This is a genomic window from Klebsiella sp. RIT-PI-d (genome assembly GCF_001187865.1).
GTDB lineage: Bacteria > Pseudomonadota > Gammaproteobacteria > Enterobacterales > Enterobacteriaceae > Superficieibacter.
Genome location: NZ_LGIT01000003.1, coordinates 471,299 through 498,234, shown reverse-complemented (window position 1 = coordinate 498,234; position 26,936 = coordinate 471,299). Strand labels below are relative to the sequence as shown.

24 protein-coding genes are annotated in these 26,936 nt (G+C 51.4%); 11 read left to right on the top strand and 13 right to left on the bottom strand.

What is annotated here, in order from left to right; all coding sequences use genetic code 11:
- Nucleotides 1-13: 13 nt before the first annotated feature.
- Nucleotides 14-1,168 (bottom strand): Gfo/Idh/MocA family protein, encoded by a 1,155-nt coding sequence (locus tag AC791_RS02765; RefSeq protein WP_049838953.1) that lies wholly within the window; start codon nucleotides 1,166-1,168, stop codon nucleotides 14-16.
- Between the two features lie 191 nt (nucleotides 1,169-1,359).
- Here AC791_RS02765 and AC791_RS02760 point away from each other — a divergent pair, with 191 nt between their 5' ends.
- The 3 genes from AC791_RS02760 to AC791_RS02750 all read left to right on the top strand — a co-directional run bounded on the left by AC791_RS02760 (nucleotide 1,360) and on the right by AC791_RS02750 (nucleotide 6,011).
- The gene (locus AC791_RS02760; protein WP_049838952.1) at nucleotides 1,360-2,430 is read left to right on the top strand and encodes a LacI family DNA-binding transcriptional regulator; all 1,071 of its coding nucleotides are present in this window, start codon (nucleotides 1,360-1,362) and stop codon (nucleotides 2,428-2,430) included.
- A gap of 306 nt (nucleotides 2,431-2,736) precedes the next feature.
- The gene (locus tag AC791_RS02755) at nucleotides 2,737-5,331 is read left to right on the top strand and encodes a hypothetical protein (protein WP_049838951.1); all 2,595 of its coding nucleotides are present in this window, start codon (nucleotides 2,737-2,739) and stop codon (nucleotides 5,329-5,331) included.
- Nucleotides 5,332-5,609: 278 nt separating this feature from the next.
- Nucleotides 5,610-6,011, top strand: coding sequence for a hypothetical protein (locus tag AC791_RS02750; RefSeq protein WP_049838950.1), 402 nt, complete (start codon nucleotides 5,610-5,612; stop codon nucleotides 6,009-6,011).
- A gap of 127 nt (nucleotides 6,012-6,138) precedes the next feature.
- Here the strand turns inward: AC791_RS02750 and msrA are convergent, their stop codons facing one another.
- Nucleotides 6,139-6,777, bottom strand: a complete 639-nt coding sequence (gene msrA / locus AC791_RS02745; protein ID WP_049838949.1) for a peptide-methionine (S)-S-oxide reductase MsrA — start codon at nucleotides 6,775-6,777, stop codon at nucleotides 6,139-6,141.
- A 211-nt stretch (nucleotides 6,778-6,988) separates the two neighbouring features.
- Here msrA and tamA point away from each other — a divergent pair, with 211 nt between their 5' ends.
- From tamA to mtgA, 6 genes are all read left to right on the top strand, one after another.
- On the top strand, nucleotides 6,989-8,722 hold the full coding sequence (tamA, locus tag AC791_RS02740; protein WP_049838948.1) for an autotransporter assembly complex protein TamA: 1,734 nt from the start codon (nucleotides 6,989-6,991) through the stop codon (nucleotides 8,720-8,722).
- Nucleotides 8,719-12,495 carry an autotransporter assembly complex protein TamB gene (gene tamB, locus AC791_RS02735; protein WP_049838947.1) on the top strand — a complete coding sequence of 1,259 codons (3,777 nt, stop codon included), beginning with the start codon at nucleotides 8,719-8,721 and terminating at the stop codon, nucleotides 12,493-12,495. Before tamA ends, tamB begins: the two co-directional genes overlap by 4 nt.
- Before the next feature lie 2 nt (nucleotides 12,496-12,497).
- A complete protein-coding gene (locus AC791_RS02730) occupies nucleotides 12,498-12,842 on the top strand; it encodes a gamma-glutamylcyclotransferase family protein (RefSeq protein WP_049838946.1) in 345 nt (114 codons plus the stop codon).
- Between the two features lie 130 nt (nucleotides 12,843-12,972).
- Nucleotides 12,973-15,300 carry an aerobic respiration two-component sensor histidine kinase ArcB gene (arcB, locus tag AC791_RS02725; RefSeq protein WP_049838945.1) on the top strand — a complete coding sequence of 776 codons (2,328 nt, stop codon included), beginning with the start codon at nucleotides 12,973-12,975 and terminating at the stop codon, nucleotides 15,298-15,300.
- Nucleotides 15,301-15,540: 240 nt separating this feature from the next.
- Nucleotides 15,541-16,194 carry an isoprenoid biosynthesis glyoxalase ElbB gene (gene elbB / locus AC791_RS02720; RefSeq protein WP_049838944.1) on the top strand — a complete coding sequence of 218 codons (654 nt, stop codon included), beginning with the start codon at nucleotides 15,541-15,543 and terminating at the stop codon, nucleotides 16,192-16,194.
- Entirely contained in the window at nucleotides 16,191-16,919 is a 729-nt protein-coding gene (gene mtgA / locus AC791_RS02715; protein WP_049838943.1) for a monofunctional biosynthetic peptidoglycan transglycosylase, read from the top strand. The genes elbB and mtgA overlap by 4 nt, the downstream gene beginning before the upstream one ends.
- On the opposite strand, the gene yrbL is transcribed toward mtgA, so the two are convergent.
- From yrbL to kdsD, 11 genes are all read right to left on the bottom strand, one after another.
- The gene (yrbL, locus tag AC791_RS02710) at nucleotides 16,916-17,551 is read right to left on the bottom strand and encodes a PhoP regulatory network protein YrbL (protein ID WP_049838942.1); all 636 of its coding nucleotides are present in this window, start codon (nucleotides 17,549-17,551) and stop codon (nucleotides 16,916-16,918) included. The genes mtgA and yrbL overlap by 4 nt on opposite strands.
- A 241-nt stretch (nucleotides 17,552-17,792) precedes the next feature.
- Nucleotides 17,793-18,065, bottom strand: coding sequence for a PTS phosphocarrier protein NPr (gene npr, locus AC791_RS02705; RefSeq protein ID WP_049838941.1), 273 nt, complete (start codon nucleotides 18,063-18,065; stop codon nucleotides 17,793-17,795).
- Nucleotides 18,065-18,916: an RNase adapter RapZ gene (rapZ, locus tag AC791_RS02700; RefSeq protein ID WP_049838940.1), complete on the bottom strand. Its 852-nt coding sequence runs from the start codon at nucleotides 18,914-18,916 to the stop codon at nucleotides 18,065-18,067. Before rapZ ends, npr begins: the two co-directional genes overlap by 1 nt.
- A gap of 45 nt (nucleotides 18,917-18,961) precedes the next feature.
- A complete protein-coding gene (gene ptsN / locus AC791_RS02695; RefSeq protein WP_049838939.1) occupies nucleotides 18,962-19,450 on the bottom strand; it encodes a PTS IIA-like nitrogen regulatory protein PtsN in 489 nt (162 codons plus the stop codon).
- 57 nt (nucleotides 19,451-19,507) lie between these two features.
- A complete protein-coding gene (gene hpf / locus AC791_RS02690) occupies nucleotides 19,508-19,795 on the bottom strand; it encodes a ribosome hibernation promoting factor (RefSeq protein ID WP_049838938.1) in 288 nt (95 codons plus the stop codon).
- A 22-nt stretch (nucleotides 19,796-19,817) separates the two neighbouring features.
- Nucleotides 19,818-21,251: an RNA polymerase factor sigma-54 gene (rpoN, locus tag AC791_RS02685; protein WP_049838937.1), complete on the bottom strand. Its 1,434-nt coding sequence runs from the start codon at nucleotides 21,249-21,251 to the stop codon at nucleotides 19,818-19,820.
- Nucleotides 21,252-21,351: 100 nt separating this feature from the next.
- Entirely contained in the window at nucleotides 21,352-22,077 is a 726-nt protein-coding gene (gene lptB / locus AC791_RS02680; protein ID WP_049838936.1) for an LPS export ABC transporter ATP-binding protein, read from the bottom strand.
- A 6-nt stretch (nucleotides 22,078-22,083) separates the two neighbouring features.
- Nucleotides 22,084-22,638 (bottom strand): lipopolysaccharide ABC transporter substrate-binding protein LptA, encoded by a 555-nt coding sequence (gene lptA / locus AC791_RS02675; RefSeq protein WP_049838935.1) that lies wholly within the window; start codon nucleotides 22,636-22,638, stop codon nucleotides 22,084-22,086.
- Complete coding sequence (gene lptC / locus AC791_RS02670) at nucleotides 22,607-23,182, bottom strand: LPS export ABC transporter periplasmic protein LptC (protein ID WP_049838934.1); 576 nt, start codon at nucleotides 23,180-23,182, stop codon at nucleotides 22,607-22,609. The genes lptA and lptC overlap by 32 nt, the downstream gene beginning before the upstream one ends.
- Nucleotides 23,179-23,745 (bottom strand): 3-deoxy-manno-octulosonate-8-phosphatase KdsC, encoded by a 567-nt coding sequence (gene kdsC, locus AC791_RS02665; RefSeq protein ID WP_049838933.1) that lies wholly within the window; start codon nucleotides 23,743-23,745, stop codon nucleotides 23,179-23,181. The genes lptC and kdsC overlap by 4 nt, the downstream gene beginning before the upstream one ends.
- Nucleotides 23,746-23,759: 14 nt before the next feature.
- Entirely contained in the window at nucleotides 23,760-24,746 is a 987-nt protein-coding gene (gene kdsD / locus AC791_RS02660) for an arabinose-5-phosphate isomerase KdsD (protein WP_049838932.1), read from the bottom strand.
- Between the two features lie 584 nt (nucleotides 24,747-25,330).
- Between kdsD and mlaF the strand changes: the two genes are divergently transcribed.
- Nucleotides 25,331-26,143, top strand: coding sequence for a phospholipid ABC transporter ATP-binding protein MlaF (gene mlaF, locus AC791_RS02655; RefSeq protein WP_049838931.1), 813 nt, complete (start codon nucleotides 25,331-25,333; stop codon nucleotides 26,141-26,143).
- A 7-nt stretch (nucleotides 26,144-26,150) separates the two neighbouring features.
- Nucleotides 26,151-26,933, top strand: coding sequence for a lipid asymmetry maintenance ABC transporter permease subunit MlaE (gene mlaE, locus AC791_RS02650; RefSeq protein ID WP_049838930.1), 783 nt, complete (start codon nucleotides 26,151-26,153; stop codon nucleotides 26,931-26,933).
- Nucleotides 26,934-26,936: the final 3 nt, after the last annotated feature.

The window sequence follows — 26,936 nt, the reverse complement described above, 5'->3', positions numbered from 1 at the left end:
ATTTCCTCCTTAGTTACCAGGTGCCTGAAGCATCAAGCGTGCGATTAGCCGATGTTTTTTCCACGGAAGAGGCTATGCGATCCTCGAGCAGCGACAGGTAGCGAGCCTCATCAATGGGAAGTTCGACCCAGTCGTCCAGCCAGGTTGAAAGGTGCATGGCATTCGAGAGCGTAAGACCGTTTATTCCTTCTTCACCCGGGGCAATCAGCGGCGCGCCATGCAGGATCGCGGCGGTAAAGTTGGCGGTGATAACGTGGTGTTCGCTGCATTCCGCGGCGACGGGAAGCGTAACTTCCCAGCATTCCGGTTCGCCAAAACCATTTTGCCAGCGGGCATTGAACGCCGTTTCAGATTCGCGAAGCCGCCAGAAACGCAATTTGCCTTCTTCAACAACTACTTTGCCGCGATCGCCTGCGATCTCCAGACGGTTGGTACCGGGTGCTTCAGCGGTGGTGGTAATAAATACTCCGGTTGCGCCGCTGGCGTATTCGGCGTAAGCCGTCACCTCGTTTTCGACCTCAATCTGGCGATGTTTACCGAACTGACAGAAAGCGCGGATGCGCACGGGCATTCCCACCAGCCACTGCCATAAATCGAGCTGGTGCGGGTCCTGATTAAGCAGAACGCCGCCGCCTTCACCTTTCCATGTTGCCCGCCAGCCGCCAGAGTTATAATAACTTTGCGATCGATACCAGTTAGTGATGATCCAGTTTGATCGACGGATCGCGCCAAGCTCGCCGCTATCAATCAGGTCTTTGACTTTCTGATAAAGCGGATTGGGGCGCTGGTTATACATGATGCCGAACACCACATTGCTGCGCCCGGCAAATTCATTCATCTCACGAACTTGTGCGGTATAAACACCTGCGGGTTTCTCGCACAGCGTATGAATTCCGTGACGCATGGCCAGCATTGAAAGTTCAGGGTGGGCATAGTGAGGCGTGGCTACAATGACCGCATCAATAAGCCCGCTTTTAAGCAGGGTTTCTGCGTCGTTGAAAAGGGTGACACTTTCACCAACCAACTGACGTATTGCCTCGTGTTTAGCCGCATCGTGGTCACACACTGCCAGCAGACGGGCTTCAGGCACGGCACCTGCCAGTAAATAACGCGCATGAACAGTTCCAATATTCCCTACGCCGATAATGCCGAAACGAACGCTTTTCATGTCACATCCTGTTATCGCTTAAATAAACACTGTCTGGAAAATAAAAAAGCGCGTTGCTCAGAACAAACACAATTTGTGAGAATGCTCGCAGGGATAAGACAAAGTTGTCATGGGTAAGAAGAAAACGCTTTAAAATCATGCGATTGTTTTTGCAAGAATTTGCAGATATTGATTGCGAGCGGGGTCACACTATGGCAGGAAGGCTAAAAATCAATCAAATCGCAGCGGAAACTGGCTACTCGATTAGCACGGTCTCACGGGTATTAAATGGCAAATCCTACACCAGCGATAATGCGCGGGAAGCTATTGTTCAGTGTGCACGTGAAATGGGGGTTCTGGATGAACTCACCAGTGGCCGCTTATATGTCAAAAGCATCGCGGTTTTTGCACCCCAGCGAACGTTCAACGCGCGCGGTGACGTTTTTTATCTTGAAGTCACTAAAGGTATTGCCGAAGCAACCGCCGCTCAAAATGTCTATTTAAGTTATTACGCACTTGAAGAGCAGCGACCCGACCTGAAATTATTCCTTGAAAAAGCCAGTAATAAAGATATCGACGCGATTATTATTATCGGAACTGACGACCCAACGATATTCAAGCTGACTGCTACCCTGAATAAACCCTGCGTTTTAATTAACTCAGTAGATCGGGATATGACTCTGGATTGTGTTTCACCGGACCATCAGGCTATTGGTTTTAGCGCCGCCCATTATTTACTTGAACGCGGTTATCAGCACATTCTCTCGTTAACCTGTCTGCGACGAGAAACATTGCGCCGCCGTCTGGAGGGCATTAAAGAGGCTTATCGTTATTTTCATAAAACGTTTGATCCACAACATGATTTAGTTATTACTGAAACGTTCTCTCCTCAGGAAGCCGCCGCCGCGATTGCTGCGTGGCTGAATGAACATCCCAAAGAACACTGGCCGGAAGCTATTTTATGCGGTAGCGTAGAGATGGCCGGCGGAATAATGCAGATTCTGCATAAGCATAATTTACAGGTTCCCGAACAGGTATCGCTAATGGTAACCGACTTTGCCTGGCATCTGGAAAAGAAAATGGGCAGAGGACTAACGGGTATTATCGTGCCGTGCCGTGAATTGGGTATCGAGGCAGTCCATCTGCTTCAGAATCGGCTTAATCGCCCGCAGGCGGCGGTATTTAATTTATTGTTACAGGGTAAAGTTGCTGAATATGGCACGGTACTGAATGCCACCCGCTACGCGGCCAGGGCTGAGCAGAGCAGGCCTGCGATAGAGTGATATTCCTGATGTTTTCAATTTTTTTTCTTAAAATAGAAAACATGATATTTCAGGAGGAATATGCGATCGCTGTCGCCGTTTTCTTTCTCATTTTTAAATCATATTGCATCTCGGTTTTATCATGAAATGAAATGAGGTTTTAACAGGCTAAAGTAGATTAATCGCTAATGATAATCTTAAATCAAAGAAAATCATTTCACTGACAATGCCAGTGCATTTTCTTTTTCTATTGTTTATAAATAAACGTGACTGGATGCTTAACTGCATTCATTTCTTGACGCTGAATAATTTTATAAAGGATAAAAAATGCAATTAGATTTCACTCTTAATTTCAGTAATGATGTCTGGTATCCGACTGTGGATATTAGCGACTTCAAATCGATTTCCGGTGGTAATGTCGATATTAAAGAAAAAATGGTCCTGACATTTAGCGCGCCAGGAAAAATGACTGTCGGAGATATCAACGTTTCAACCAATCCGTGGATGTCATTAAATACTCAGGTCGAATCAAGCGAAATTTCGTCAGGTATCTACGATATCAAACTGACAATTACGTCAGCTGACGGTAGTGCTATTGGTAATTCGATTGCACAAATCCATATGGGTGTTAACGTCTCCTCCGATACAGCGCCAAAATTCGACGCTTTCCGTGATTCTTTCGCTATTGCAGCGGATGAAGATACTCAGGTGGCGGGCGAGTTAGTCGTCAACTGTTCCGCATTCCCTGCCGGACTGGAAAATACCGAACTTGAACTGGTTTTGATTCGCGGTGAGAAAAGCGAAGTGCTACACCCTAAAGCCGGTTCCACTTCTTTCACCATTACTGCCGGTACTTACAATGCATCCGTTGCCGAACTGCGCACTATCGACGGCACCGTGCGTGCAGCAGCAATACTCAGCGCATCTGAATTGATCATCGTTAAAGGCCAGCGCACCGGGCTTGCAATCTCTTTCGCTCCGGCCAGGCGTAGCACCACCGTAGATATTTCTGTAGATTTACCTGCAACACATGCGCTGTACAATGAAGATCTACGCGTCGTATATCTGGAAAATGGTGTCGAAAAACAGAGCATCATCATGCGTTCGGGTCAGCAGCAGCGTCTGGAACAGTTACCCTGTACAGGTAACTATTCAGTACACATTGATGATGTAAGACTGAACAACGTTCATTCTGTTTTTGATGCGATGAATGGCGCCCTGGATAACCGCCTGCATACTGTTGCGTTCACCCATCAGCAGATCCGTCAAAGCGATGATACGCAAACCGGATCGGCAAAACTGACCATCAATGTGACCGCAGAGAAACCCGTCGCTGACGCTTTTGACCTGCGCCTTGTCGACGGCTCACGTCAATACCATTTCACCGATCTGCCGATGCAAAATGGCAGCCATGTACAGCCCGTGCTGCTGGCACCAGGCGCGTACCAGATTGCGTCCGGATCGCTTATCCATGACGGCGTGGTGTATTACATTGACGTGGTTCCACAGCTTCTGCATGTTGAGAACAATGCGGCGCAAACGCTGACGGTTACTATTACCGAAGGCGCGAATCTGCGGGTTAAAGGTTTCCCTGACTACCTGAGCTTTGGCGGCTGTGCCGATATGTCTCCCTCCAACGTTGACGATTTGGCCGAGGCACGCGTTTCTTCTCTCTTTAAATACTCCGGCGATGACGGTATGGGCGATGCCTCTGGTTACCTGGATCCAGCTAAAGAGCCGACGTCAAAAATTATTGAAATGGCACGTAACGTCTCTGCCAAAACCAATGATAGCGTACTGCCGGTAATGGTCTCTTATACCTGTAACCTGTCACTGGGTGACGTTGAAAACATCATTGACGATCCGGTTCGTCACGAGTTCAGCTTTGCCAACTTCATCCAGGCGCTGCAAATGGCGCAGGCGATGAAAGATGATGCGCATCCGGTTCCTGCGGGCTTTATTGTTAACCCGGACTACCTGGGCGAGTGTCAGAAGTACGGTTTCTCGCCGGATTATCCGATCCCTGTTCGTCAACCGTTGGCCAAAGCACTGGCGCATCACGGTGTTAACATCACCGTTCCGGCAGGCATTACCGATACCCTGAAAGGCTATATCAAAGGCGTAAACTGGTTAGTTCGCGTTGTCGCTCCTGATGTGGTCCTTGGCTGGCAGTTAAACCTGTGGAGCGTTGGCGGTTCACAGTGGGTCTACAACGATTTCACCTATGACGATGTGTTCGATCCTGTTGATGGCGTGAAAAAGAGAATGACCATCGATCCTGCACTGGCTGGCAAACTCTCCGCTGAGTACGCGCTGTTGGTCGGTGTGTTTGAAGAGACGCCATATACGCGTGCCGATGGCACTACCGCTGTCGCTAAAGGCGCTGACTTTATGGCGGCTGACCGCTATGAAGCGGACGACATGACCGGGCGCGCCTATAAGAATGGCTACTGCTACTCACCGTATGAGTGGGATCGTACGTTTGATTTTTGTGCCTCCCTGAGCCGCCACTTACGTCAGCCTGTTCTGCCGTGGCAGATGCCTGCCAGCCGTCTGGCTACCGTCGCTGAAGAGGTAGGTGAGCTGGAAGAACAATTCTGGGGCACCGGCGGCAGCTATCTTATGGGCCATCCGGAAATCGGCAGCTCTATTGAGGCTATTCACCCGCGGTTATTGAGCATCGAATTCCTCGATGTTCACGCGAGCATGATGGGGCACAACCCGAAAGAGTTGTTCAGCCGTCATGAGTGGGATTTCACCACGCCGAAATATATCGACTTCCCGTCACGGGGTATTTTCCATGTTCAGGTCGGCGGTGGGGCAACTACCGGTGTTGTCAGCGCGGTTAACCACAACAGCAGCCGCTGGATGCGTGCGAAGCTGGTGGCTTATCGCAATAACCCTGTAAAATTTAACAAGTAACTTTTTGAAGGATTATCCGCGAAAAGGCGGATAATCCCTGGTTAATAAGCGGGATGCCTTTTAAAGAATATTGAAATACTATGGGGCAGAGGGAAGCCAGTCCATGTTGGTCAGGGGGAGCATAAAAGGTCAGCTATTGATAGAGATATAGAGAAGATAAGGAATGACGTATATATCAAAAAAACGACCTGATGGCCCTGAGAGATTTGTCGCGCTGGTTGAATCTGTGACGGGTATGGATATCGGGATTATTTTTTCTCCATACAGAATGGTGGACTATGAAACAATTATTTACCCGCATGATCCAGGGCATTATAAGTGATGTTGTGGTTTCTGGATACATTGATGCTAAAACGCCTCCCGTTTTTCATCCCATGTATGAAAGACTGTATTTCATGGTAAATGATGACATCTTCGAATTATATATTGATGACGGAATTATTCGCTATCATCCATTAAAAAACATAAATGCATGGTTTGATGTCGATGAAGATGACAAATTTTCTTTGATGTCTCTATATTCACAGCTATTTAAGACTGAACAGGAAGTGAGAATCACTCAAGTTAACTACGACGCAACTCCGTTTTCCACCATTGAGATTAATTATAAAAACGGGGAAAATGAAAGGCAATTATTTTTAGATCCAAATAATTTCTTCGGTTTTACTTATCATAATTAATAGAAAAGTCGGGGGGGTAAACATTACCGACTTTTCTATTGGATGCGGTACAACCTGAAAGCGTTGTGCCGCCGACATGAATGTGATTTCTCCATGCCACACTATCTGGACTTACCTTCTCATTCTGTTATGCCTGCGGCGGCAGACACACGCCAATCCCGCCGATCCCACAGTATCCGTACGGATTCTTATGCAAATACTGTTGATGATCGTCTTCTGCGTAGTAAAACGGCGTGGCGGTTTTGATTTCGGTCGTCACCTGACGATCGTCTCCGGCAGCGCGCATGGCGGCCTGAAAACGCGCAAGGCTGGCATGTGCTTCCGTATCCTGCTCCGGGGTCAGCGGATAGATAGCCGAGCGGTATTGCGTACCATGATCGTTACCCTGACGCATGCCCTGAGCCGGATCGTGATTCTCCCAAAAAACGTGCAGCAGCTCTTCGTAGCTGATAGCGTGCGGATCGTATACCACGCGTACCGCTTCCGCGTGTCCGGTCTCACCGGAGCAGACTTCGCGATACGTCGGATTAGGCGTATAGCCGCCGCAATAACCGGCTGCGGTACTGTAGACGCCGGGTAATACCCAGAATAAACGTTCAACGCCCCAGAAGCATCCCATCGCGAAAATAGCGGTTTCCATACCGTCCGGCACGTTAGTCATTGAGTGCTGATTAACCGCATGAAGCGTGGCTACTGGCATAGGCGTATTGCGTCCGGGTAGCGCATCAGCCTGAGAAACAAACTCTTTTTTGTCGAATAAACTCATGATGCTGTTCTCCCGAAACAGAAATCGTTGTTAGGGTTGTAACGCGGCGTGTCTTTTAACACAATAAATACGCTGAATCAGTCTAGATTTAAACATAAGAAATATTTGGGATGTTGACTGTTTTTCAAGTCCTGTTGTTGGGACTTTGTTACGCTATGGATCGGCAGTTCGTTTCCAGCAGGGGTGGAGACAAGGATATTCAGGAGAAAATGTGCCACAAATCCGCCAGTTATGTTGGACCAGTTTACTGCTGCTTAGCGGCGTAGCCAGCGCGGCTAACGTTCGTCTGCAGGTTGAAGGGTTAACCGGTCAACTACAAAAAAACGTTCGCGCTCAGCTTTCGACCATCGAAAGTGATGAAGTGACGCCGGACCAGCGCTTTCGTGCGCGCGTTGATGATGCCATCCGCGAAGGGTTAAAGGCGCTGGGTTACTATGAGCCGACCATTGATTTTGAATTGCGCCCGCCACCGGAAAAGGGGCGACAGGTGCTGATTGCCCGCGTCTCGGCAGGAGAGCCGGTGCGTATTGGCGGGACAAATGTGATCCTGCGCGGCGGCGCGCGGACCGATGAGGACTATCTGGAGCTACTGAATAAGCGTCCGGCAATCGGAACCGTATTGGATCACGGTGATTACGAACACTTTAAAAAAGGGCTGACCAGCGTCTCACTGCGTAAAGGCTATTTTGACAGTGAGTTTAAAAAGAGTCAGTTAGGCGTTGCGCTCGATCGTCATCAGGCATTCTGGGACATAGATTATGACAGCGGCGAGCGCTATCGCTTTGGTGCCGTCACTTTTGAAAACTCACAAATTCGCGACGAATATTTGCAGAACCTGGTGCCCTTTAAAGAGGGCGATTACTACCAGTCGAAGGACCTGGCTGAACTGAATCGCCGGCTCTCGGCCACCGGCTGGTTTAACTCGGTGATCGTCGCGCCTGAATTCGATAAAGCACGCCAAACAAAAGTGTTGCCGCTGCACGGCGTCGTCTCTCCGCGTGTCGAAAACACCATTGAAACCGGGGTGGGCTATTCCACGGACGTGGGACCGCGGGTGAAAGCGACGTGGAAAAAGCCGTGGATGAACTCATACGGTCACAGCCTGACGACCAGCGCCAGTATTTCTGCGCCTGAACAGGTACTGGATTTTAGTTATAAAGTGCCGCTGCTGAAAAATCCGCTTGAACAATATTATCTGGTACAGGGCGGGGTGAAGCGTACCGACCTCAACGATACTGAAGCAGACTCCACGACACTTGCGCTATCCCGCTACTGGGATCTGTCGAGCGGCTGGCAGCGCGCCATTAACCTGCGCTGGAGCCTCGATCACTTTACACAAGGTAATGAAACCCACACCACCATGCTGCTCTATCCGGGCGTGATGATTAGCCGTACCCGCTCGCGCGGTGGTCTGATGCCGACGTGGGGCGATTCCCAGCGCTACTCCATCGATTATTCCAATACCGCATGGGGTTCCGACGTTGATTTCTCCGTTTTCCAGGCACAGAACGTCTGGATACGTTCGCTGTATGATAAGCACCGCTTTGTGATGCGCGGTAATCTCGGCTGGATCGAAACCGGTGATTTTAATCGGGTGCCGCCAGACCTGCGTTTCTTTGCCGGGGGCGATCGCAGTATTCGCGGTTATAAATATAAATCCATCTCGCCGGAAGACAGCGACGGCAAACTTAAAGGTGCATCGAAACTTGCCACTGGCTCTCTCGAGTATCAGTACAACGTGACCGGTAAATGGTGGGGCGCGGTGTTTATCGACAGCGGCGAAGCGGTAAGTGACATCCGTAAAAGCGACTTTAAAACCGGCTCAGGCGTTGGTGTTCGCTGGCAGTCACCGGTGGGGCCGATAAAACTCGATTTTGCCGTGCCGGTGGGCGATAAAGATAAGCACGATTTACAGTTTTATATCGGTCTGGGGCCAGAATTATGAGTTTATGGAAGAAAATAAGCCTCGGGGTGCTGATTTTTATCCTGCTATTGCTCGGAACCGTCGCGTTCCTGGTGGGCACCAAAAGCGGGCTTCATCTGCTGTTCAGCGCGGCTAACCGCTGGGTTCCCGGGCTGGAAATCGGTCAGGTGACTGGCGGCTGGCGCGATCTGAACCTGAAAAATATTCGCTACGACCAACCCGGCGTGGCGGTTAATGCCGGTCAGGTTCATCTCTCCGTCAGTCTTGCCTGCCTGAAGCAAAGCAGCCTGTGCGTGAACGATATTACGCTTTCCGATATCAATGTAACGGTTGATACGAAAAAATTGCCGCCGGCTGAAAAAGTCGAGGAAGAGGATAACGGCCCGCTGGATCTCTCTACGCCGTATCCGATTACCCTGAGCCGCATCGCGCTTAATAACGTCAATATCAATATCGATGACACTACCGTGTCGGTGATGAATTTTTCTTCCGGGCTGGCATGGCAGGACAAAAATCTGACCGTTACGCCAACCTCGCTGCAAGGGCTGCTAATTGCGCTGCCGAAAGTTGCCAAAGTGGCGCAAGAGCAGGTGATCGAGCCGAAGATTGATAATCCGCAGCCGGATGAGAAGCCGCTGGGTGAAACGCTAAAAGATCTGTTCGCTAAACCGTTACTGCCAGAGATGACTGATGTTCATCTGCCGCTGAATCTGAATATTGAAGAATTCCGTGGGGAGCAACTGCGCCTGACCGGTGATACCGACGTCACCGTGCGCAACATGCTGCTGAAAGTCAGCAGTATTGACGGTAACACGAAACTTGATGTGCTGGATATCGATGCCAACGAAGGCACGTTAAATGCCACCGGCACCGCCCGGCTGGCAGATAACTGGCCGGTCGATCTGACGCTCAACAGCACGCTAAACGTCGATCCGCTGAAAGGCGAGAAGGTGAAGATCAAGGTGGGCGGTGCCCTGCGGGAACAGCTTGAACTGGGTGTTAATCTCTCAGGACCGGTTGATATCGTCCTGCGTGGCCAGACGCGTCTGACGGAAGTCGGTTTGCCGCTCAATCTGGATATTACCAGCCAGCAACTCTACTGGCCGTTCACCGGTGAAAAACAGTACCAGGCTGATAACCTGAAGCTCAAGCTGACCGGCAAAGCAACGGATTATACGCTTTCATTCCGCACGGCGGTGAAAGGACAGGATGTACCGCCAGCCACCATTATGCTTGATGCCAAAGGCAACGAGCAGCAAATCAATCTGGATAAACTTACCGTTGCCGCACTGGAGGGGACGACTGAGCTGAAAGCGCTGCTTGACTGGCAGCAGGCTATTAGCTGGCGTGGTGAACTGGCACTGAAAGGAATTAATACCGCGAAGGAGTTCCCGGACTGGCCGTCGAAACTGAATGGCCTGATCAAAACGCGCGGTAGCCTGTACGGCGGCAGCTGGCAGATGGATATCCCGGAGATCAAACTCTCCGGTAACGTGAAGCAAAATAAAGTGGCAGTAGACGGTTCTGTTAAGGGCAACAGCTATTTGCAATGGGTCATTCCCGGTCTGCATCTTGCGCTGGGCCGTAACAGCGCAGATGTGAAAGGAGAGTTGGGGGTAAAAGATCTTAACCTCGACGCCACCATTGACGCGCCCGGCCTCGATAACGCGCTACCGGGTCTCGGGGGTACAGCGAAAGGCTTGCTGAAAGTACGCGGCACGGTAGAAGCGCCACAGTTGCTGGCGGATATCACGGCCCGGGGCCTGCGCTGGCAGGAACTCTCCGTGGCGCAAGTGCGGATTAACGGGGATATCAAATCCACCGATCAGATTGCCGGCAATATGGACGTGCGCGTGGAGCGTATTGTCCAGGGTGACATCAATGTTCGCTCGCTAACCCTGGAAGCCAAAGGCAGCGAGAAACAGCATCAGCTGCAACTGCGTGTACAGGGCGATCCGGTCTCCGGACAGTTAGATCTGGCGGGAAGTTTTGATCGTCAGGCGCAGCGCTGGAAAGGAACGTTAAGCAATACCCGTTTCCAGACGCCGGTAGGGCCGTGGTCGCTAAATCGCGCCATTGCGCTGGACTACCGTAATGAAGAGCAGAAAATCAGTATCGGGCCACATTGCTGGACTAACCCGAACGCTGAACTGTGCGTGCCGCAAACTATTGATGCGGGTGCTGAAGGCCGGGCGGTGGTCAATCTTAATCGCTTCGACTTAGCCATGCTCAAGCCGTTTATGCCGGAAACCACTCAGGCCAGCGGGGTATTTAGTGGTAAGGCTGATGTCAGCTGGGACACCACCAAAGAAGGGTTGCCGCAGGGTGCCGTGACGTTATCTGGTCGTAATGTAAAAGTAACGCAGATAGTCAACGATGCGCCGCTGCCGGTAGCGTTCAGCACGCTCAATCTGAAGGCCGAACTGCGTAATAATCGTGCGCAGCTGGAATGGTTGATGCGTCTGACGAACAACGGTCAGTTCGACGGGCAGGTGCAGATTAGCGACCCGCAGGGACAACGTAATCTCGGCGGCAATGTGAATATCCGTAATTTCTCGCTGGCGATGATCAATGCCATCTTCTCCCAGGGTGAGAAAGCCGCGGGAACGCTTAACGCTAACCTGCGGCTGGCGGGCAACGCGCAAAGCCCGCAGCTGTTTGGTCAAATGCAGCTTAACGGCGTAGATCTGGATGCGAACTTTATGCCGTTCGACATGCAGCCAAGCCAGCTGGCGATGAATTTTAACGGCATGAGTTCAACGCTTCAGGGCGTGGTCCGTACGCGTCAGGGCGAAATCGCGCTAAATGGCGATGCCGACTGGAGCCAGCTCGACAACTGGCGCGCGCGGATCGCGGCGAAAGGTAGCCGGGTGCGGATCACCGTACCGCCAATGGTGCGCCTCGACGTCTCGCCAGATATCGTGTTCACTGCCACGCCGCAGCTGTTTACGCTTGATGGCAGCGCTGATGTGCCGTGGGCACGTATAGTGGTTCATGACCTGCCGGAAAGTGCGGTGGGCGTCTCCAGTGATGAAGTCATGCTGAATAACGATTTGCAGCCGGAGGAGCCGAAAACCGCGGCCATTCCGATTAACAGCAATCTGACTGTTCATGTCGGCAATAATGTCCGCCTGGATGCTTTTGGGCTGAAAGCCAGACTGACGGGCGATCTGAAAGTCGCTCAGGATAAGCAAGGGCTGGGTCTGAATGGGCAAATCAATATTCCGGAAGGACGTTTCCACGCCTACGGCCAGGATCTGATTGTGCGTAAAGGCGAGCTGCTGTTCTCCGGTCCACCGGATCAGCCTCTGCTAAATATTGAAGCCATTCGTAACCCGGAATCGACAGAGAACGACGTTATCGCCGGCGTACGTGTAACCGGCACCGCTGATGAACCGAAAGCTGAAGTTTTCTCAGATCCGGCAATGTCGCAGCAGGAAGCACTCTCCTATCTGCTTCGCGGTCAGGGTCTGGACAGCGAACAGAGCGACAGTGATGCAATGACATCAATGTTAGTCGGTCTGGGGGTTGCACAAAGTGGGCAGGTTGTGGGTAAAATCGGGGAGACATTTGGCGTCAGTAATCTGGCGCTGGATACCCAGGGAGTAGGTGACTCCTCCCAGGTGGTCGTCAGCGGTTATGTGCTGCCGGGTCTACAGGTGAAATATGGTGTAGGTATTTTTGACTCACTGGCGACTCTCACGTTACGCTATCGCCTGATGCCTAAGCTATATCTTGAAGCGGTGTCTGGCATAGACCAGGCACTGGACCTGCTCTATCAGTTTGAGTTTTAGCAATGCGAATATTTGTCTACGGCAGTTTACGAAGTAAGCAAGGCAACAGCCACTGGATGACCAACGCTCAGTGGCTGGGCGATCACCGCATCGATAACTACCAGTTGTATAGCCTGGGCCACTATCCAGGCGCGGTACCCGGTAATGGCACCGTACATGGGGAAGTTTATCGTATTGATGCTGCAACGCTTGCCGAGCTTGATGCGCTACGCACAAAGGGCGGCGAATACGCACGTCAGTTGATTCAGACTCCTTACGGGAGCGCATGGTTGTACGTTTATCAGCGGCCTGTTGATGGCTTAACGCTGATAGACAGCGGTGACTGGTTAGACAGACACCGGAACTAATTATCACGCCACCTTAGGGTGGCGTTATTTTTTGCGCGTCTGCGGATCCACTCTACATTTTTTAACCAATCTTCAACCTGTTGCCCAAAATTGGGTATGATTGAGCCATGCTGGGGTGAAGGAACCTTTTATGAAACAAATCCGTTTACTGGCGCAATATTACGTCGATCTAATGATGAAGCTGGGGCTGGTGCGATTTTCTCTGCTGCTGGCACTGGTGCTGGTCGTACTGGCCATCGCGGTACAGATGGCCGTGACCATGGTACTGCGCGGGCACGTTGAAGAAATCGACATTATTCGCTCCATTTTCTTTGGCATTCTGATTACGCCCTGGGCCGTCTATTTTTTATCCGTCGTGGTTGAACAACTCGAAGAGTCGCGGCAGCGCCTTTCCCGGCTGGTTGAGAAACTGGAAGAGATGCGCGAGCGGGATCTCAAACTGAACGTTCAGATGAAGAACAACATCGCCCAGCTCAATCAGGAAATCGCCGATCGAGAAAAGGCCGAGGCCGAACGGCAGGCGACCTTCGAGCAGCTTAAAATCGAGATGAAGGAGCGTGAGGAAACGCAAATTCGGCTTGAGCAGCAGTCGGCTTTTTTACGTTCTTTCCTGGATGCTTCACCCGATCTCGTTTTCTATCGTAATGAAAGCAAAGAATTCTCTGGCTGTAACCGGGCAATGGAACTGCTGACGGGCAAAAGTGAAAAGCAGTTGGTGAACCTGAAGCCACAGGATGTCTACACGGATGAAACCGCGGCGAAAGTGATTGAAACCGATGAAAAAGTTTTCCGACATAACGTCTCGTTGACCTACGAGCAGTGGCTCGATTACCCGGACGGACGTAAAGCCTGCTTTGAAATTCGTAAAGTGCCTTATTACGATCGCGTCGGCAAACGTCACGGACTGATGGGATTTGGTCGTGATATCACCGAGCGTAAGCGTTATCAGGATGCACTGGAGCGCGCCAGCCGCGATAAAACCACCTTTATTTCAACCATCAGCCATGAACTGCGCACGCCGCTGAACGGAATTGTGGGGCTGAGTCGCATTCTGCTGGACACCGATCTCAGTGTCGAACAGGAAAAGTACCTGAAAACTATTCATGTCTCGGCAGTTACCCTGGGCAATATTTTTAACGATATTATCGACATGGATAAAATCGAGCGCCGTAAAGTGCAGCTTGATAATCAGCCGGTCGATTTCACCAGTTTCCTGGCCGATCTTGAAAATCTCTCCGGGCTACAGGCGCACCAGAAAGGGCTGCGCTTTGTGATGGAGCCGAGCCAGCCATTGCCACTCAAAGTGATTACCGACGGTACGCGGCTGCGCCAGATCCTGTGGAATCTGATCAGTAATGCAGTCAAGTTCACCCAACAGGGGAAAGTGACGGTGCGGATCCGCTACGAGGGCGGGAAGACGCTGCGTTTTGAAGTCGAAGATTCCGGCATCGGCATTCCGCAGGACGAGCAGGACAAAATTTTCGCCATGTACTATCAGGTAAAAGACAGTAACGGCGGCAAACCTGCGACCGGGACCGGTATTGGTCTGGCGGTATCACGGCGGCTGGCGAAAAATATGGGCGGCGATATTACCGTCACCAGCCAGGCAGGGAAAGGTTCGATATTTACGCTGACAGTCGAGGCGCCAGCGGTGGTGGAAAAAGTCGAGGATGCTCTCAAAGACGAGGAAATGCCGCTTCCTGCCCTGCACGTGTTGTTGGTTGAAGACATTGAGCTGAACGTGATTGTGGCGCGTTCGGTGCTTGAGAAACTGGGTAACAGCGTTGATGTCGCGATGACCGGTACAGCGGCGCTGGAGATGTTTACCCCGAGCGAATACGATCTGGTTTTGCTCGATATCCAGTTGCCCGATATGACCGGGCTGGATATCTCCCGTCAGCTGACGCAGCGCTATCAACGTGACCAACTGCCTCCGCTGGTGGCATTAACAGCCAACGTGCTGAAAGATAAACAAGAATACCTTGATGCCGGTATGAATGATGTCTTAAGCAAACCGCTGGCAGTTCCGGCATTAACTGCCATGATTAAGAAGTTCTGGGACACTGCTAACCACGAGGAGAAGAGAGTGACTTCCATGGATAATGGCAAAACACACGAGCTGTTAGATATCCCCATGCTGGAGCAGTACATTGAGCTGGTCGGGCCGAAATTAATCACTGACGGTCTCGCCGTTTTTGAAAAAATGATGCCTGCCTATCTTAGTGTGCTGGACTCAAACCTGACCGCACGCGATCAAAAAGCGATTGCGGAAGAGGGGCATAAAATCAAAGGCGCGGCGGGATCGATTGGTCTGCGCCATCTGCAACAATTAGGGCAGCAAATACAGTCGTCCGATCTTCCTGCCTGGTGGGATAACGTGGGTGAATGGATTGAAGAGCTGAAGCAAGAGTGGCAGCACGATGTCGCGGTATTAAAAGAGTGGGTTGCCCAACGGTAATAAAAAATGACCCCGGCCTGGCCGGGGTGCGCTAATACTGCGCCAACACCAGGGAAATCATGGCTGCGCCTGTTTAATTAGCGTTCTTACACAAGGCACAGCGGAAAGACTTGGGACGCACGTTCATTAAGATAGCAAATCTTAAATTATTTGTTACACGAATCAGTTAAATATGTGAAGCACAGCGGTTAAATCATGTTTTCTGCTGAGTGCTCATCAGTTATGAAAAGGAATAGCCAGATGAAAAAAGTTGGGGTTGTCCTGAGCGGATGCGGTGTCTATGACGGAACGGAGATCCACGAGGCGGTCATTACCTTGTTAGCACTTGCCCGTCAGGACGCTCAGGCAGTCTGTTTCGCACCGGATAACATCCAGTCTGAGGTGATCAACCACCTCACTGGCGAAGTCATGGCTGAAAGCCGCAATGTATTAATTGAAGCCGCGCGTATTGTACGGGGCGACATCCAGCCGCTGGCACAGGCCCGGGCGGATGAACTGGACGCGTTGATTGTCCCCGGCGGCTTTGGCGCAGCCAAAAACCTGAGTAATTTTGCTACTCAGGGCGCGGCGTGCGAGGTCAATAGCGAATTAAAGGCGCTGGCGATAGAAATGCACCGTGCCGGTAAACCCCTGGGATTTATGTGTATTGCGCCTGCAATGCTGCCCAAAATCTTTGCTTTCCCGCTACGCCTGACCATTGGTACGGATATTGATACTGCTGACGTGCTGGATGAAATGGGAGCGGAGCATGTGCCCTGTCCGGTGGATGACATTGTGGTCGATGAAGACAATAAAATAGTGACCACGCCTGCCTGGATGCTGGCGGAGAATATTGCAGAGGCCGCGACGGGCATCGAAAAACTGGTCGCACGCGTACTGGCTCTGACCGAATGAGTAAAAAGCGTTCCCCGCTGTTTATTTCTCTGCGTCGACTTGTGGGGCGTACACTCCTGGCTCTCGCACTTTTCTGGGGAGGCGGTATTGCGCTGTTCAGCGTGGTGCCCGTACCTTTCTCTGCCGTCATGGTTGAGCGGCAAATCAGTGCCTGGCTGACCGGCGATTTTGGCTACCTCGTTCACGCCGACTGGGTGGACATGGATAACATCTCGCCCTATATGGGCCTTGCGGTTATCGCGGCAGAAGATCAGAAATTCCCGGGCCACCATGGATTTGATATGGCGGCGATTGAAAAAGCGCTATCGCATAATCAGCGGCATGAAATGCGGATCCGCGGCGCATCAACCCTTTCACAACAGACGGCAAAAAATCTGTTTCTGTGGGATGGCCGTAGTTGGCTGCGTAAGGGTCTGGAAGCCGGCCTGACGGCAGGCATTGAAACGGTGTGGAGCAAAAAGCGGATACTGACGGTCTATCTTAATATTGCCGAATTTGGCACGGGTATCTTCGGTGTGGAGGCGGCAGCGCAGCATTATTTCCACAAGCCTGCCAGCAAGCTAACCCGTTCTGAAGCCGCGCTGCTGGCCGCGGTGCTGCCGAACCCGATCCGCTTTCACGCGAATGCGCCTGACGGCTACGTGCGGAGTCGTCAGGCGTGGATTATGCGTCAGATGCAGCAATTAAGCGGAGAAGCATTTATGGCGACCAACAATCTGTATTAGGCCCGATGCGAGGTCAGCGTTACTGACATGCCCGCTTTCTGGCCATCATCACCGTTTTCAGATGCGGCGGCCAGCGCGGGCTGCTGCATAAAGCGTTGCCACAGCCGCGCCTGCTTGCGATGGCAGAACCAGGCAGACCACGTGGCCAGCGGAACGATCGTGCTCTCGCCAATATTATCGCACACCACCGGTATCACTTCTGACTCACTCACCCGGCGACACAGAATATTTTGCGGCTTCAGCGTCATGGTGACGATATGGTTATCATGCAGGTAGCGTTTAAGCTTTCTCAGCACCTCGCGCAGCATGACAACATCCCGGTCATAACAGCACTGAGCCGCAAAAGCTTTTAAAGTGACAGATGGCTTACCGTCGAAATCGGTAATTACGTCATAAACATAGCCGGTACCAAGATCGGTTTCTACCATACCGTAATATTGCGGAATACCGCTCCAGTCTTTGAGATAGCCCGACAGGTGCGCATAATAGCGCAGCTCACGCTTAGTTTCTTTTAGACCGCCCTGGCTGGCATGATAAATAATTTTAATGCAGCGTTGAGCATTTTCCGGATGTAAATAGCACTGGCGATGCCGTCCGGTTCCCAGCGGAGTTTGGTTTGATAGGTGGATCATAAAGCCGTCCTGAAATATGTGCTCATACCGGGTCAGTATGGCCGACAAACTTAAATGGAACTTCAACGAAATGTTAAGGTTTTCTTAAGTTGCTTTTTAAACATATAAACAGCACGGAATGTAAAATTATATTCAGCTATTTTATTTTTGAAATAATAACGCAGCGATATAAAAATTTAATGCGGAATGACACATCACAGTGTGTTTTTGCAGGGTATCCTGTCCCGGAAGGGACAGGTTATTATTCTTCGTCGAAACCGGAATTAAACAGCGCGATAACCGCTGCCAGCGCTTCAGCCTCCTGTGGCCCCGTCGCTTCAATCTCAATCTGACGGCCTTTAGCTGAGTCGAGCATCAGCAGTGCAATCACGCTATTAGCCTCTGCCTCTGCGCCTTCATCATTGCGCAGCAGGACTTCAGCGTCGAAGCCCTGCATCAGCTCAAACAGCTTCATCGCCGGGCGGGCGTGCATACCCAGCTTATTGGTCACTTCCACGATCGTTTTAACCGTCATTATTTACGTTTTTCCAGCGTGCGATGGCGGGATTGAACGTTCTTGCCGCGCGAGCGGAAATAGTCGGCCAGCTGTTCTGCAATATACACCGAACGGTGTTTACCGCCGGTACAGCCAATCGCCACGGTTAAATAACTACGGTTGTTGGTTTCCAGCATCGGCAGCCACAGTTCAAGATAGCTTCGCGTCTGATAGATAAAGTTGTGCACTTCAGTATGCCTGTCGAGGAACGCCGCGACGGGTTTATCAAGGCCGGTCATCGGGCGTAGTTTCGGGTCCCAGTGCGGGTTTGGCAGAAAACGCACGTCAAACACGTAGTCGGCATCAATAGGGATACCGTGCTTGAAGCCGAAAGACTCAAACACCATCGTTAATTCGCGCTCACGTTTGCCAAGCAGACGCGTACGCAGCATTTCGGCCAGTTCGTGAACCGACATCTCAGAAGTATCGACGATCAGATCGGCGCGTGAGCGCAACGGCTCAAGCAGGTCACTTTCCTGATCGATAGCACTCTCCAGCGACAAATTTTTACTGGAAAGCGGATGCAGACGGCGGGTATCACTGTAGCGACGGATCAGCGTGTTACGATCCGCATCAAGGAACAGCAGCTGCGGCGAAAAAGCCTCGGGCAGATTTTGCATTGCCTGCTCAAATATTTCCGGCGATTCCGGCATATTACGCACGTCGATGCTGACCGCGGCAGACGTTTGACGATCAACCAGGCTTCTGGCCAGTTCGGGCAATAGCACGACGGGCAAGTTATCAACGCAGTAGAATCCCATATCTTCCAGCGCCCGCAGAGCAACGGATTTCCCGGAGCCTGAGCGACCGCTGACGATCATCAGTACCATGTACCGTTTCTCCTCAGTACAGCAAAGGGTAAAGCGTTATCCCTGCTACACATCATCACTGTGTTCAGTTTCAGTGATGATTTGATACAGCTCTTCATCACTTTGCGCCGCCCGAAGACGACGACAAATGGTTTTATCTGCCAGCCGTTTGGCCACCAGTGAAAGGGTATGCAAATGCGTTTTTGTCTGATCGGCAGGCACCAGAAGTGCAAACAGCAGATCAACCGGCTGGTTGTCGATGGCATCAAAAGCAATCGGCGTTTCCAGTTGCACAAACACGCCAACGGCACGCAGCGTATCTTCTTCCAGCTTGCCATGAGGAATGGCGAGGCCATTACCGATACCGGTACTGCCCATTTTTTCACGCGTAAGGATGGCTTCGAATACCACCTGCGGCGCCAGGCTAAGCTGCTTAGCCGCCAGCTCACTGATAATTTCCAGGGCGCGTTTTTTGCTCTGGCAGTGGACGTTACTGCGGGTACATTCCGGGTTAAGAACGGTACTCAGTTGTAGCGCTGTATCATTGTTTATCATAATTTCACCTAAGCTTCGCCTGACAGCATGTGTGATATCAGGCGAACGCCCGGACAATCAGTGTTTTTTCAGTTTATCTTTATGTTTGGTCAGCTGTCGCGCGAGCTTATCAATTAAACCGTCGATAGCTGCATACATGTCCTGCCCTTCCGCACTGGCATGAATTTCCCCCCCGTTAACATGCAGGGTGGCATCCGAAATGTGAGTCACTTTCTCCACTTTCAACACAATGTAGACCTGATTGATGCGGTCAAAATACTGTTCCAGCTTAGCAAATTTCGTGCTGACAAAATCGCGAAGTCCATCAGTAATCTCGACATTGTGTCCAGTGATATTGAGCTGCATAGTGTCTTCCTTATCGGTTGGGTCATACCAGCTGCTTACGCTGGTTAGACGGCGGAATGGATAAAGACTCTCGATACTTCGCCACGGTACGACGTGCAACCATGATCCCCTGATCGGACAGCATTGTGGTTAATTTGCTGTCGCTCAGCGGTTTCGCGGGGTTCTCCGCAGCGATTAACTTTTTCACCAGCGCACGAATCGCGGTCGACGAGGCTTCGCCACCGCCTTCGGTATTTACATGGCTGGAGAAAAAATATTTCAGTTCAAAAATGCCGCGCGGGCTATGCAAATACTTCTGCGTAGTTACGCGAGATATCGTGGATTCATGCATCTCAACGGCCTGGGCGATATCGGCCAGCACCATGGGTTTCATATACTCTTCACCCTGCTCAAAAAACGCCTGCTGCTGCTCAACAATGCAGCGGCTAACGCGTAGCAGCGTATCATTGCGACTCTCCAGGCTTTTAATCAGCCACTTCGCTTCCTGGAGATTACTGCGGATGTACTGGTTATCTGCATCGTTGCGGTTACTGCCGCTCATCGCGGCATAGTGCTGATTAATTTGCAGGCGTGGAATGCTATCGGAATTCAGCTCGACCAGCCATTGACCGTTCACTTTGCGCACCAGCACATCCGGGATCACATACTCCGGCTCTCCGGTCTGGATCGACTGGCCAGGGCGCGGGTCCAGAGACTGAATAAAATTCACTGCATCTTTGAGTACGTCTTCTTTAAGACGCGTAACGCGCATTAAAGTTCGGAAATCATGATTGGCGAGAAGATCAAGGTGATTACTGATGATCAACTGTGCTTCAGCGATCCACGGCGTATTTTTAGCAAACTGCGAAAGCTGGATCAGCAGGCAGTCGCGCAGATCTTTGGCGGCAACACCGACAGGATCGAATCGCTGTACCCGCTTGAGTACCGCTTCCACTTCGTCAAGCCCAATGTCGCCATCGCCCATACTGTCGAGAATGTCCTCGACAGAGAGGGTCAGGTAGCCGGTGTCATCTACCGCATCGACGATCGACGTGGCAATCGCCCGATCGGTGTCGGTGAAAGGCGTCAGTTCAACCTGCCACATCAGATAATCCTGCAAGGACTGGGTGGTTTCGCCCTGATAAACGGGTAATTCGTCGTCCTGGTAATCCACGCCGTTACCGGAAGGCGTTCCGGCGGTGTAGATTTCGTCCCAGCTGGCATCCAGCGGCAGCTCTTCGGGCATCTCTTTTTGTTCCAGCGCGTCCACGCTGTCCAGCGTTTCGTTATCCGGAGATTCTTTGGCATCTATCTCTTCATGAAGATCGGTTTGCTCAAGCAGTGGATTGCTTTCCAGCGCCTGTTGAAGTTCCTGCTGTAATTCCAGCGTTGAGAGTTGCAGCAGGCGAATGGCCTGTTGTAACTGCGGCGTCATAGCAAGCTGTTGACTAAACCTTAATTGCAAACCTTGCTTCATATTCAGAGCGATTCTCTCCCGAGTTTACGTCGCTGACTTCTTACGCTTTATTCATCAGGCCGCTTCCGGGGCATGACGAGGATAGGATAAACACACCCTATCAGAGTCTGAAGTCTTCCCCAAGATATACGCGCTTAACCTGTTCGTCTTTAAGGATTTCGTCTGGCTTACCGTGCGCAATCAGATGGCCCTGGCTCACAATATAAGCGCGTTCGCACACCGCTAACGTTTCGCGCACGTTATGATCGGTAATCAGCACGCCAAGACCACTGTCGCGCAGATGCTCGATAATGTGTTTGATGTCGATAACGGAAATGGGATCAACACCGGCAAACGGTTCATCGAGCAGGATAAATTTAGGATTTGCGGCCAGCGCACGGGCGATTTCCACGCGGCGACGTTCACCGCCGGAGAGCGCCTGACCCAGACTGTCGCGCAGGTGTTCAATATGGAATTCTTCCATCAGCTCGTTAGCGCGATCTTGCCGTTGTTCAGCCGTCAGATCGTCACGAATTTGCAGGACCGCCATCAGGTTATCAAATACGCTAAGGCGACGGAAAATGGAGGCCTCCTGAGGAAGATAACCAATGCCCCGACGTGCGCGCGCATGAAGTGGCAGCAGACTGATATCTTCATCATCAATGATAATGTTGCCGGCATCGCGCGATACAATACCCACGACCATATAAAACGTGGTGGTTTTACCCGCGCCGTTAGGGCCGAGTAGCCCAACAATTTCACCGGATTTCACGGTCAGACTAACGTCTTCTACTACCCGGCGGCCTTTATAGGCTTTCGCGAGATTCTTTGCAGTTAATGTAGCCATATTGGATTAGTTACTCTTTTTCTGAGCCGGGGCCTGATCGTTACTTTTATTTTGCAGCTGCGATGGTACCAGAACGGTAGTGACACGTTTGCCTTTCTCGCTGAATGCCTGCATTTTCTGCTCTTTTACGAGATAGGTAATTTTGTCGCCCTGGATATTGCTGTCCACCTGCTCAAGAAAAGCTTTACCGGTAAGAACCACGAAATCATTTTGCAGTTCATAGTGCATTTGTGACGCACGGCCTTTCACCGGTTTGCCGTTATCCTGCATCTGGTAGAACGTCGTCGGGTTACCGTAGCCGTCGATCACTTCTTTGCCTTTTTCGCCGCCCGGACGCGTTACAACGACTTTATCAGCATTAATCTTGATCGTTCCCTGAGTTACAACAACGTTACCAGTGAACGTCACGATATTGCCCTGCATATCCAGCGACTGCTGATCGGACTCAATATGAATAGGCTGTTCGGTATCACCCGTTTTAGCCAGCGCAGGCAGGCTGGCGGCCAGAAGCGTACTGGCCAGTACAAGCTTAAGGCTGAGTTTGTTTGTTTTGAATTTCATATGAGGTCCTAACCTTTTCAATCAGCTCGGCAGTTTTATTGCGTAAATTTCCGCGCATTTTCAGGCCGCTGGAATTAAATGTCGTACCGTATAACGTCACCAAATCGTCAGAGGTTACATCCTGCGTGATCAGGTTTATCGTGGCGTTATCCGTTGTAATTTTGCGTAGTTGAGCATCCGGAGTCAGGGCGTTTACCTCAACGTGGCCGTAAAGATACAGCATCCGATCGTTAGTTAGCTTTGCTTTATCCGCTTTAATTGACCAGGTTTCAGTTTTAGTGGTGTCATACGTTGTCAGTAACGGTTGGGTAAACCACGTAATGGCCTGATCTGAAAAATACTCAACGTGCTGAGCAACCAGCTTATAACTGAGCGCACCTTCCGGACTGTACACCAGCGTACTGGTATGCTCACTCCGGTAGGTTGGATCGTTTGAAGATACCGTGTTTGTTTCAGTATCATCGTTACTCGCCAGGTTTACGCCGATTAAAATCAGCGCAATCAGCGACAGCAAAATGATAACCCAGCGTCTGGTTTTACTCATATCGATTGCCCTTTGGCTTCATCAAGCTTGCCCTGCGCCAGGAGTAATAAATCGCAGACCTCACGTACCGCTCCACGCCCGCCGTCAATACGCGTGACATAGTGCGCGCGTGGCAGTAAAAGCGGATGTGCATCCGCTACCGCGACGCTAAGCCCAATCTCGGCCATTACCGGCCAGTCAATGAGATCGTCACCGACATAGGCGACCTCGTCTGGCGACAGCGCCAGTTTCTCCAGCAGTTCGCGGTAGGCCAGCAGCTTATCTGATTGTCCCTGATAAAGATGCGTGATGCCGAGCGTGGCGCAACGGTCTTCTACTAGTTTAGCTTTACGCCCGGTAATAATGGCAACATTGATACCGGAGGTGAGCGCGCAGCGAATGCCATAGCCGTCACGCACGTTGAATGCCTTTAACTCTTCGCCATTATTGCCCATATAGATAAGCCCGTCGGACAATACGCCATCCACATCAAGGATCAGCAGGCGTATTTTTTTTGCCTGCTCCAGCATCTGCGCACTTACCGGCCCATAGCAGGTTGCCACAACGGCACCAGCATTACTCATTCTTTTATCCTTTCTTACACTACGCCTGCGCGCAGCAGATCATGCATATGTATCACACCCAGCAATTGGTCGCCATCGGCAACCATGACGCAGGTAATGTGGCGGGTCTGCATCAGGTTCAGCGCATCAACCGCCAGCGTACCCGGGCGAATACGAACGCCGCCTGGCGTCATTACCTCGGCAATGTTCAGGCTGCGCAGGTCTTCACCGTTATCAAAGATGCGGCGTAAGTCACCGTCGGTAAAGATCCCTTCGATCTTCATATTGTCATCGCAAACGACGGTCATACCGAGATTTTTACGGGTGATCTCCAGCAGCGCATCGCGCAGGGAAGCCTCTTTTGCCACTTTCGGGATGTCGCGGCCGGTGTGCATGATGTCGTTCACCCGCAATAACAGTTTACGGCCAAGCGCACCGCCCGGATGAGAGAGCGCAAAATCTTCGGCAGTAAAGCCCCGCGCTTTCAGCAGCGCAACGGCCAGCGCATCACCCATCACCAGCGCAGCGGTCGTGCTGGTCGTGGGAGCCAGCCCCAGCGGGCAGGCTTCACGCGGTACTTTGACACACAGGTGAATATCAGCGGCGCGACCCATGCTGCTTTCCGGACGACTGGTCATGCAGATTAACGGCACGCGCAGACGTTTTAGTACCGGAATAAGCGCCAGGATCTCATTAGATTCACCAGAGTTTGACAGAGCAATAACGATATCCTGCGGCGTTACCATCCCCAGATCGCCATGTGCCGCTTCACCCGGATGGACAAAAAACGCCGAGGTACCGGTGCTGGCAAAAGTGGCTGCCATTTTTCTACCGATGTGGCCGGATTTCCCCATCCCCATCACGACAACTTTGCCCGCGCAGTGAAAAATGCGCTCGCAGGCCCGGCTGAAATCCTGATTGATGAAGCGATCAAGTTCAGTTAAACCTTCACGTTCAATCTCCAGCACCTCTTTACCGGCCTGCTGAAAGTCAAAATCTGGCTGTAAATCTAGTTGCGACATAGTACGTGTCCGTTTCAATACATAAAAATCGGCGGCAGCCGTACAGCAAGACGGCCGTGCTATAAAAAAACACCCGTTGATAGCGCCAGGGCACCGTTATCTGTCAGTCATTTACCCCGGCAGATGGGCGATTTTAACAATGAATAGCAGAATACAGCCAGTCCCGGCAGACAAATGCCGTCTATTCTGAAGGGATTGCTGCGTTCATTTGCCACCTGTCTCAGCGAACATATCATTAACAGTAGCGGCAATTTGCGTCGCAGGATATCAGAATGCACGGGAAATAGGTGCAGTAAAAGGCTCAGGAAAGAGGCGGTTAATGATATTGCTAAACCGATTATTAACAGAGGCGACGGGAAAAGCATCATATCTCTTTTCTTCAGGTATAATCCCCCGCTTGCTCTATTCAACCGAAGCGGCCAGGAAGAACCGGGGCAGGGTAGCGATTTTAACGTTATGTGCCGTAGCCATAAAACAGGTGCCTGTTTCGCTTACCCGGCAGGTAACATTTGGTAAAAATGCCGGGATTGTAGCGTTACAACGCTTCACGCTTCCTCTGAGAGGTCTAATGAAAGGAACAATCGATGAGTCAGACTATGGCGAATTTAGTCGATATTAAGGGCGTCAGCTTCTCACGCAGTAATCGCCTGATTTTCGATAATATCTCGCTGTCGGTGCCTCGCGGGAAGATCACTGCGATCATGGGACCGTCGGGGATCGGTAAGACGACGCTGCTGCGGCTGATTGGTGGACAAATTCCTCCTGATTCGGGGGAGATCCTTTTTGATGGCGAAAGCGTGCCTGATATGTCACGTTCACGGCTGTACATTGTGCGTAAGCGCATGAGTATGCTGTTTCAATCTGGCGCACTGTTCACCGACATGAACGTATTCGATAATGTCGCTTACCCGCTGCGTGAACATACGCATCTGCCTGCGGCATTACTGAAAAGCACGGTAATGATGAAACTTGAGGCTGTCGGATTACGCGGAGCAGCTAAACTGATGCCGTCCGAGCTGTCAGGCGGTATGGCTCGCCGGGCGGCGCTGGCACGGGCAATTGCGCTTGAGCCGGATCTTATTATGTTCGACGAGCCGTTTGTGGGTCAGGATCCTATTACGATGGGCGTTCTGGTGAAGCTGATTTCTGAACTAAACAGCGCGCTCGGCATTACCTGCATTGTGGTTTCACACGACGTGCCTGAAGTATTGAGCATTGCTGACGATGCGTGGATTGTGGCGGACAAGAAAATTGTCGCCCACGGCAGTCCACAGGTGTTACAAAATAACGCCGATCCCAGAGTGCGACAATTTCTGGACGGTATTGCAGACGGCCCGGTGCCGTTCCGCTATCCCGCTGGCGACTATCACCACGATTTACTCGGCACAGGGAGTTAAGTTACTCATGCTGTTAAATGCACTGTCTGCGCTCGGACATCGCGGTATCAAGACAATATCTACGTTTGGGCGCGCCGGGTTGATGTTATTCAACGCGCTGGTGGGCAAACCCGAATTTCGTAAACATGCGCCGCTGCTTATGCGTCAGCTATACAACGTTGGCGTACTGTCGATGGTGATCATTCTGGTTTCCGGCTTTTTCATCGGCATGGTGCTGGGACTTCAGGGCTATCTGGTTCTCACTACCTATGGCGCTGAAACCAGCCTCGGAATGCTGGTGGCGCTATCGCTGCTGCGCGAGCTGGGGCCGGTGGTTGCCGCGCTGTTATTTGCTGGCCGTGCGGGTTCTGCCCTGACGGCTGAAATCGGCTTGATGCGCGCCACGGAACAGCTCTCCAGCCTTGAAATGATGGCGGTCGATCCCCTGCGTCGGGTGATCTCACCGCGTTTTTGGGCAGGAGTGATCTCGCTGCCGCTGTTAACCATCATTTTTGTCGCGGTCGGGATCTGGGGCGGTTCGCTGGTTGGCGTAAGCTGGAAAGGTATTGACGCCGGATTTTTCTGGTCGGCAATGCATAGCGCCGTCGATTTCCGTCTCGATCTGATTAACTGTCTGATTAAAAGCGTAGTGTTCGCCATTACGGTTACATGGATTGCGTTATTTAATGGTTATGACGCGATCCCTACTTCTGCCGGGATCAGCCGGGCCACTACGCGTACGGTTGTTCACGCTTCGCTGGCCGTTCTTGGTTTGGATTTTGTGCTGACTGCACTGATGTTTGGGAATTGAGTT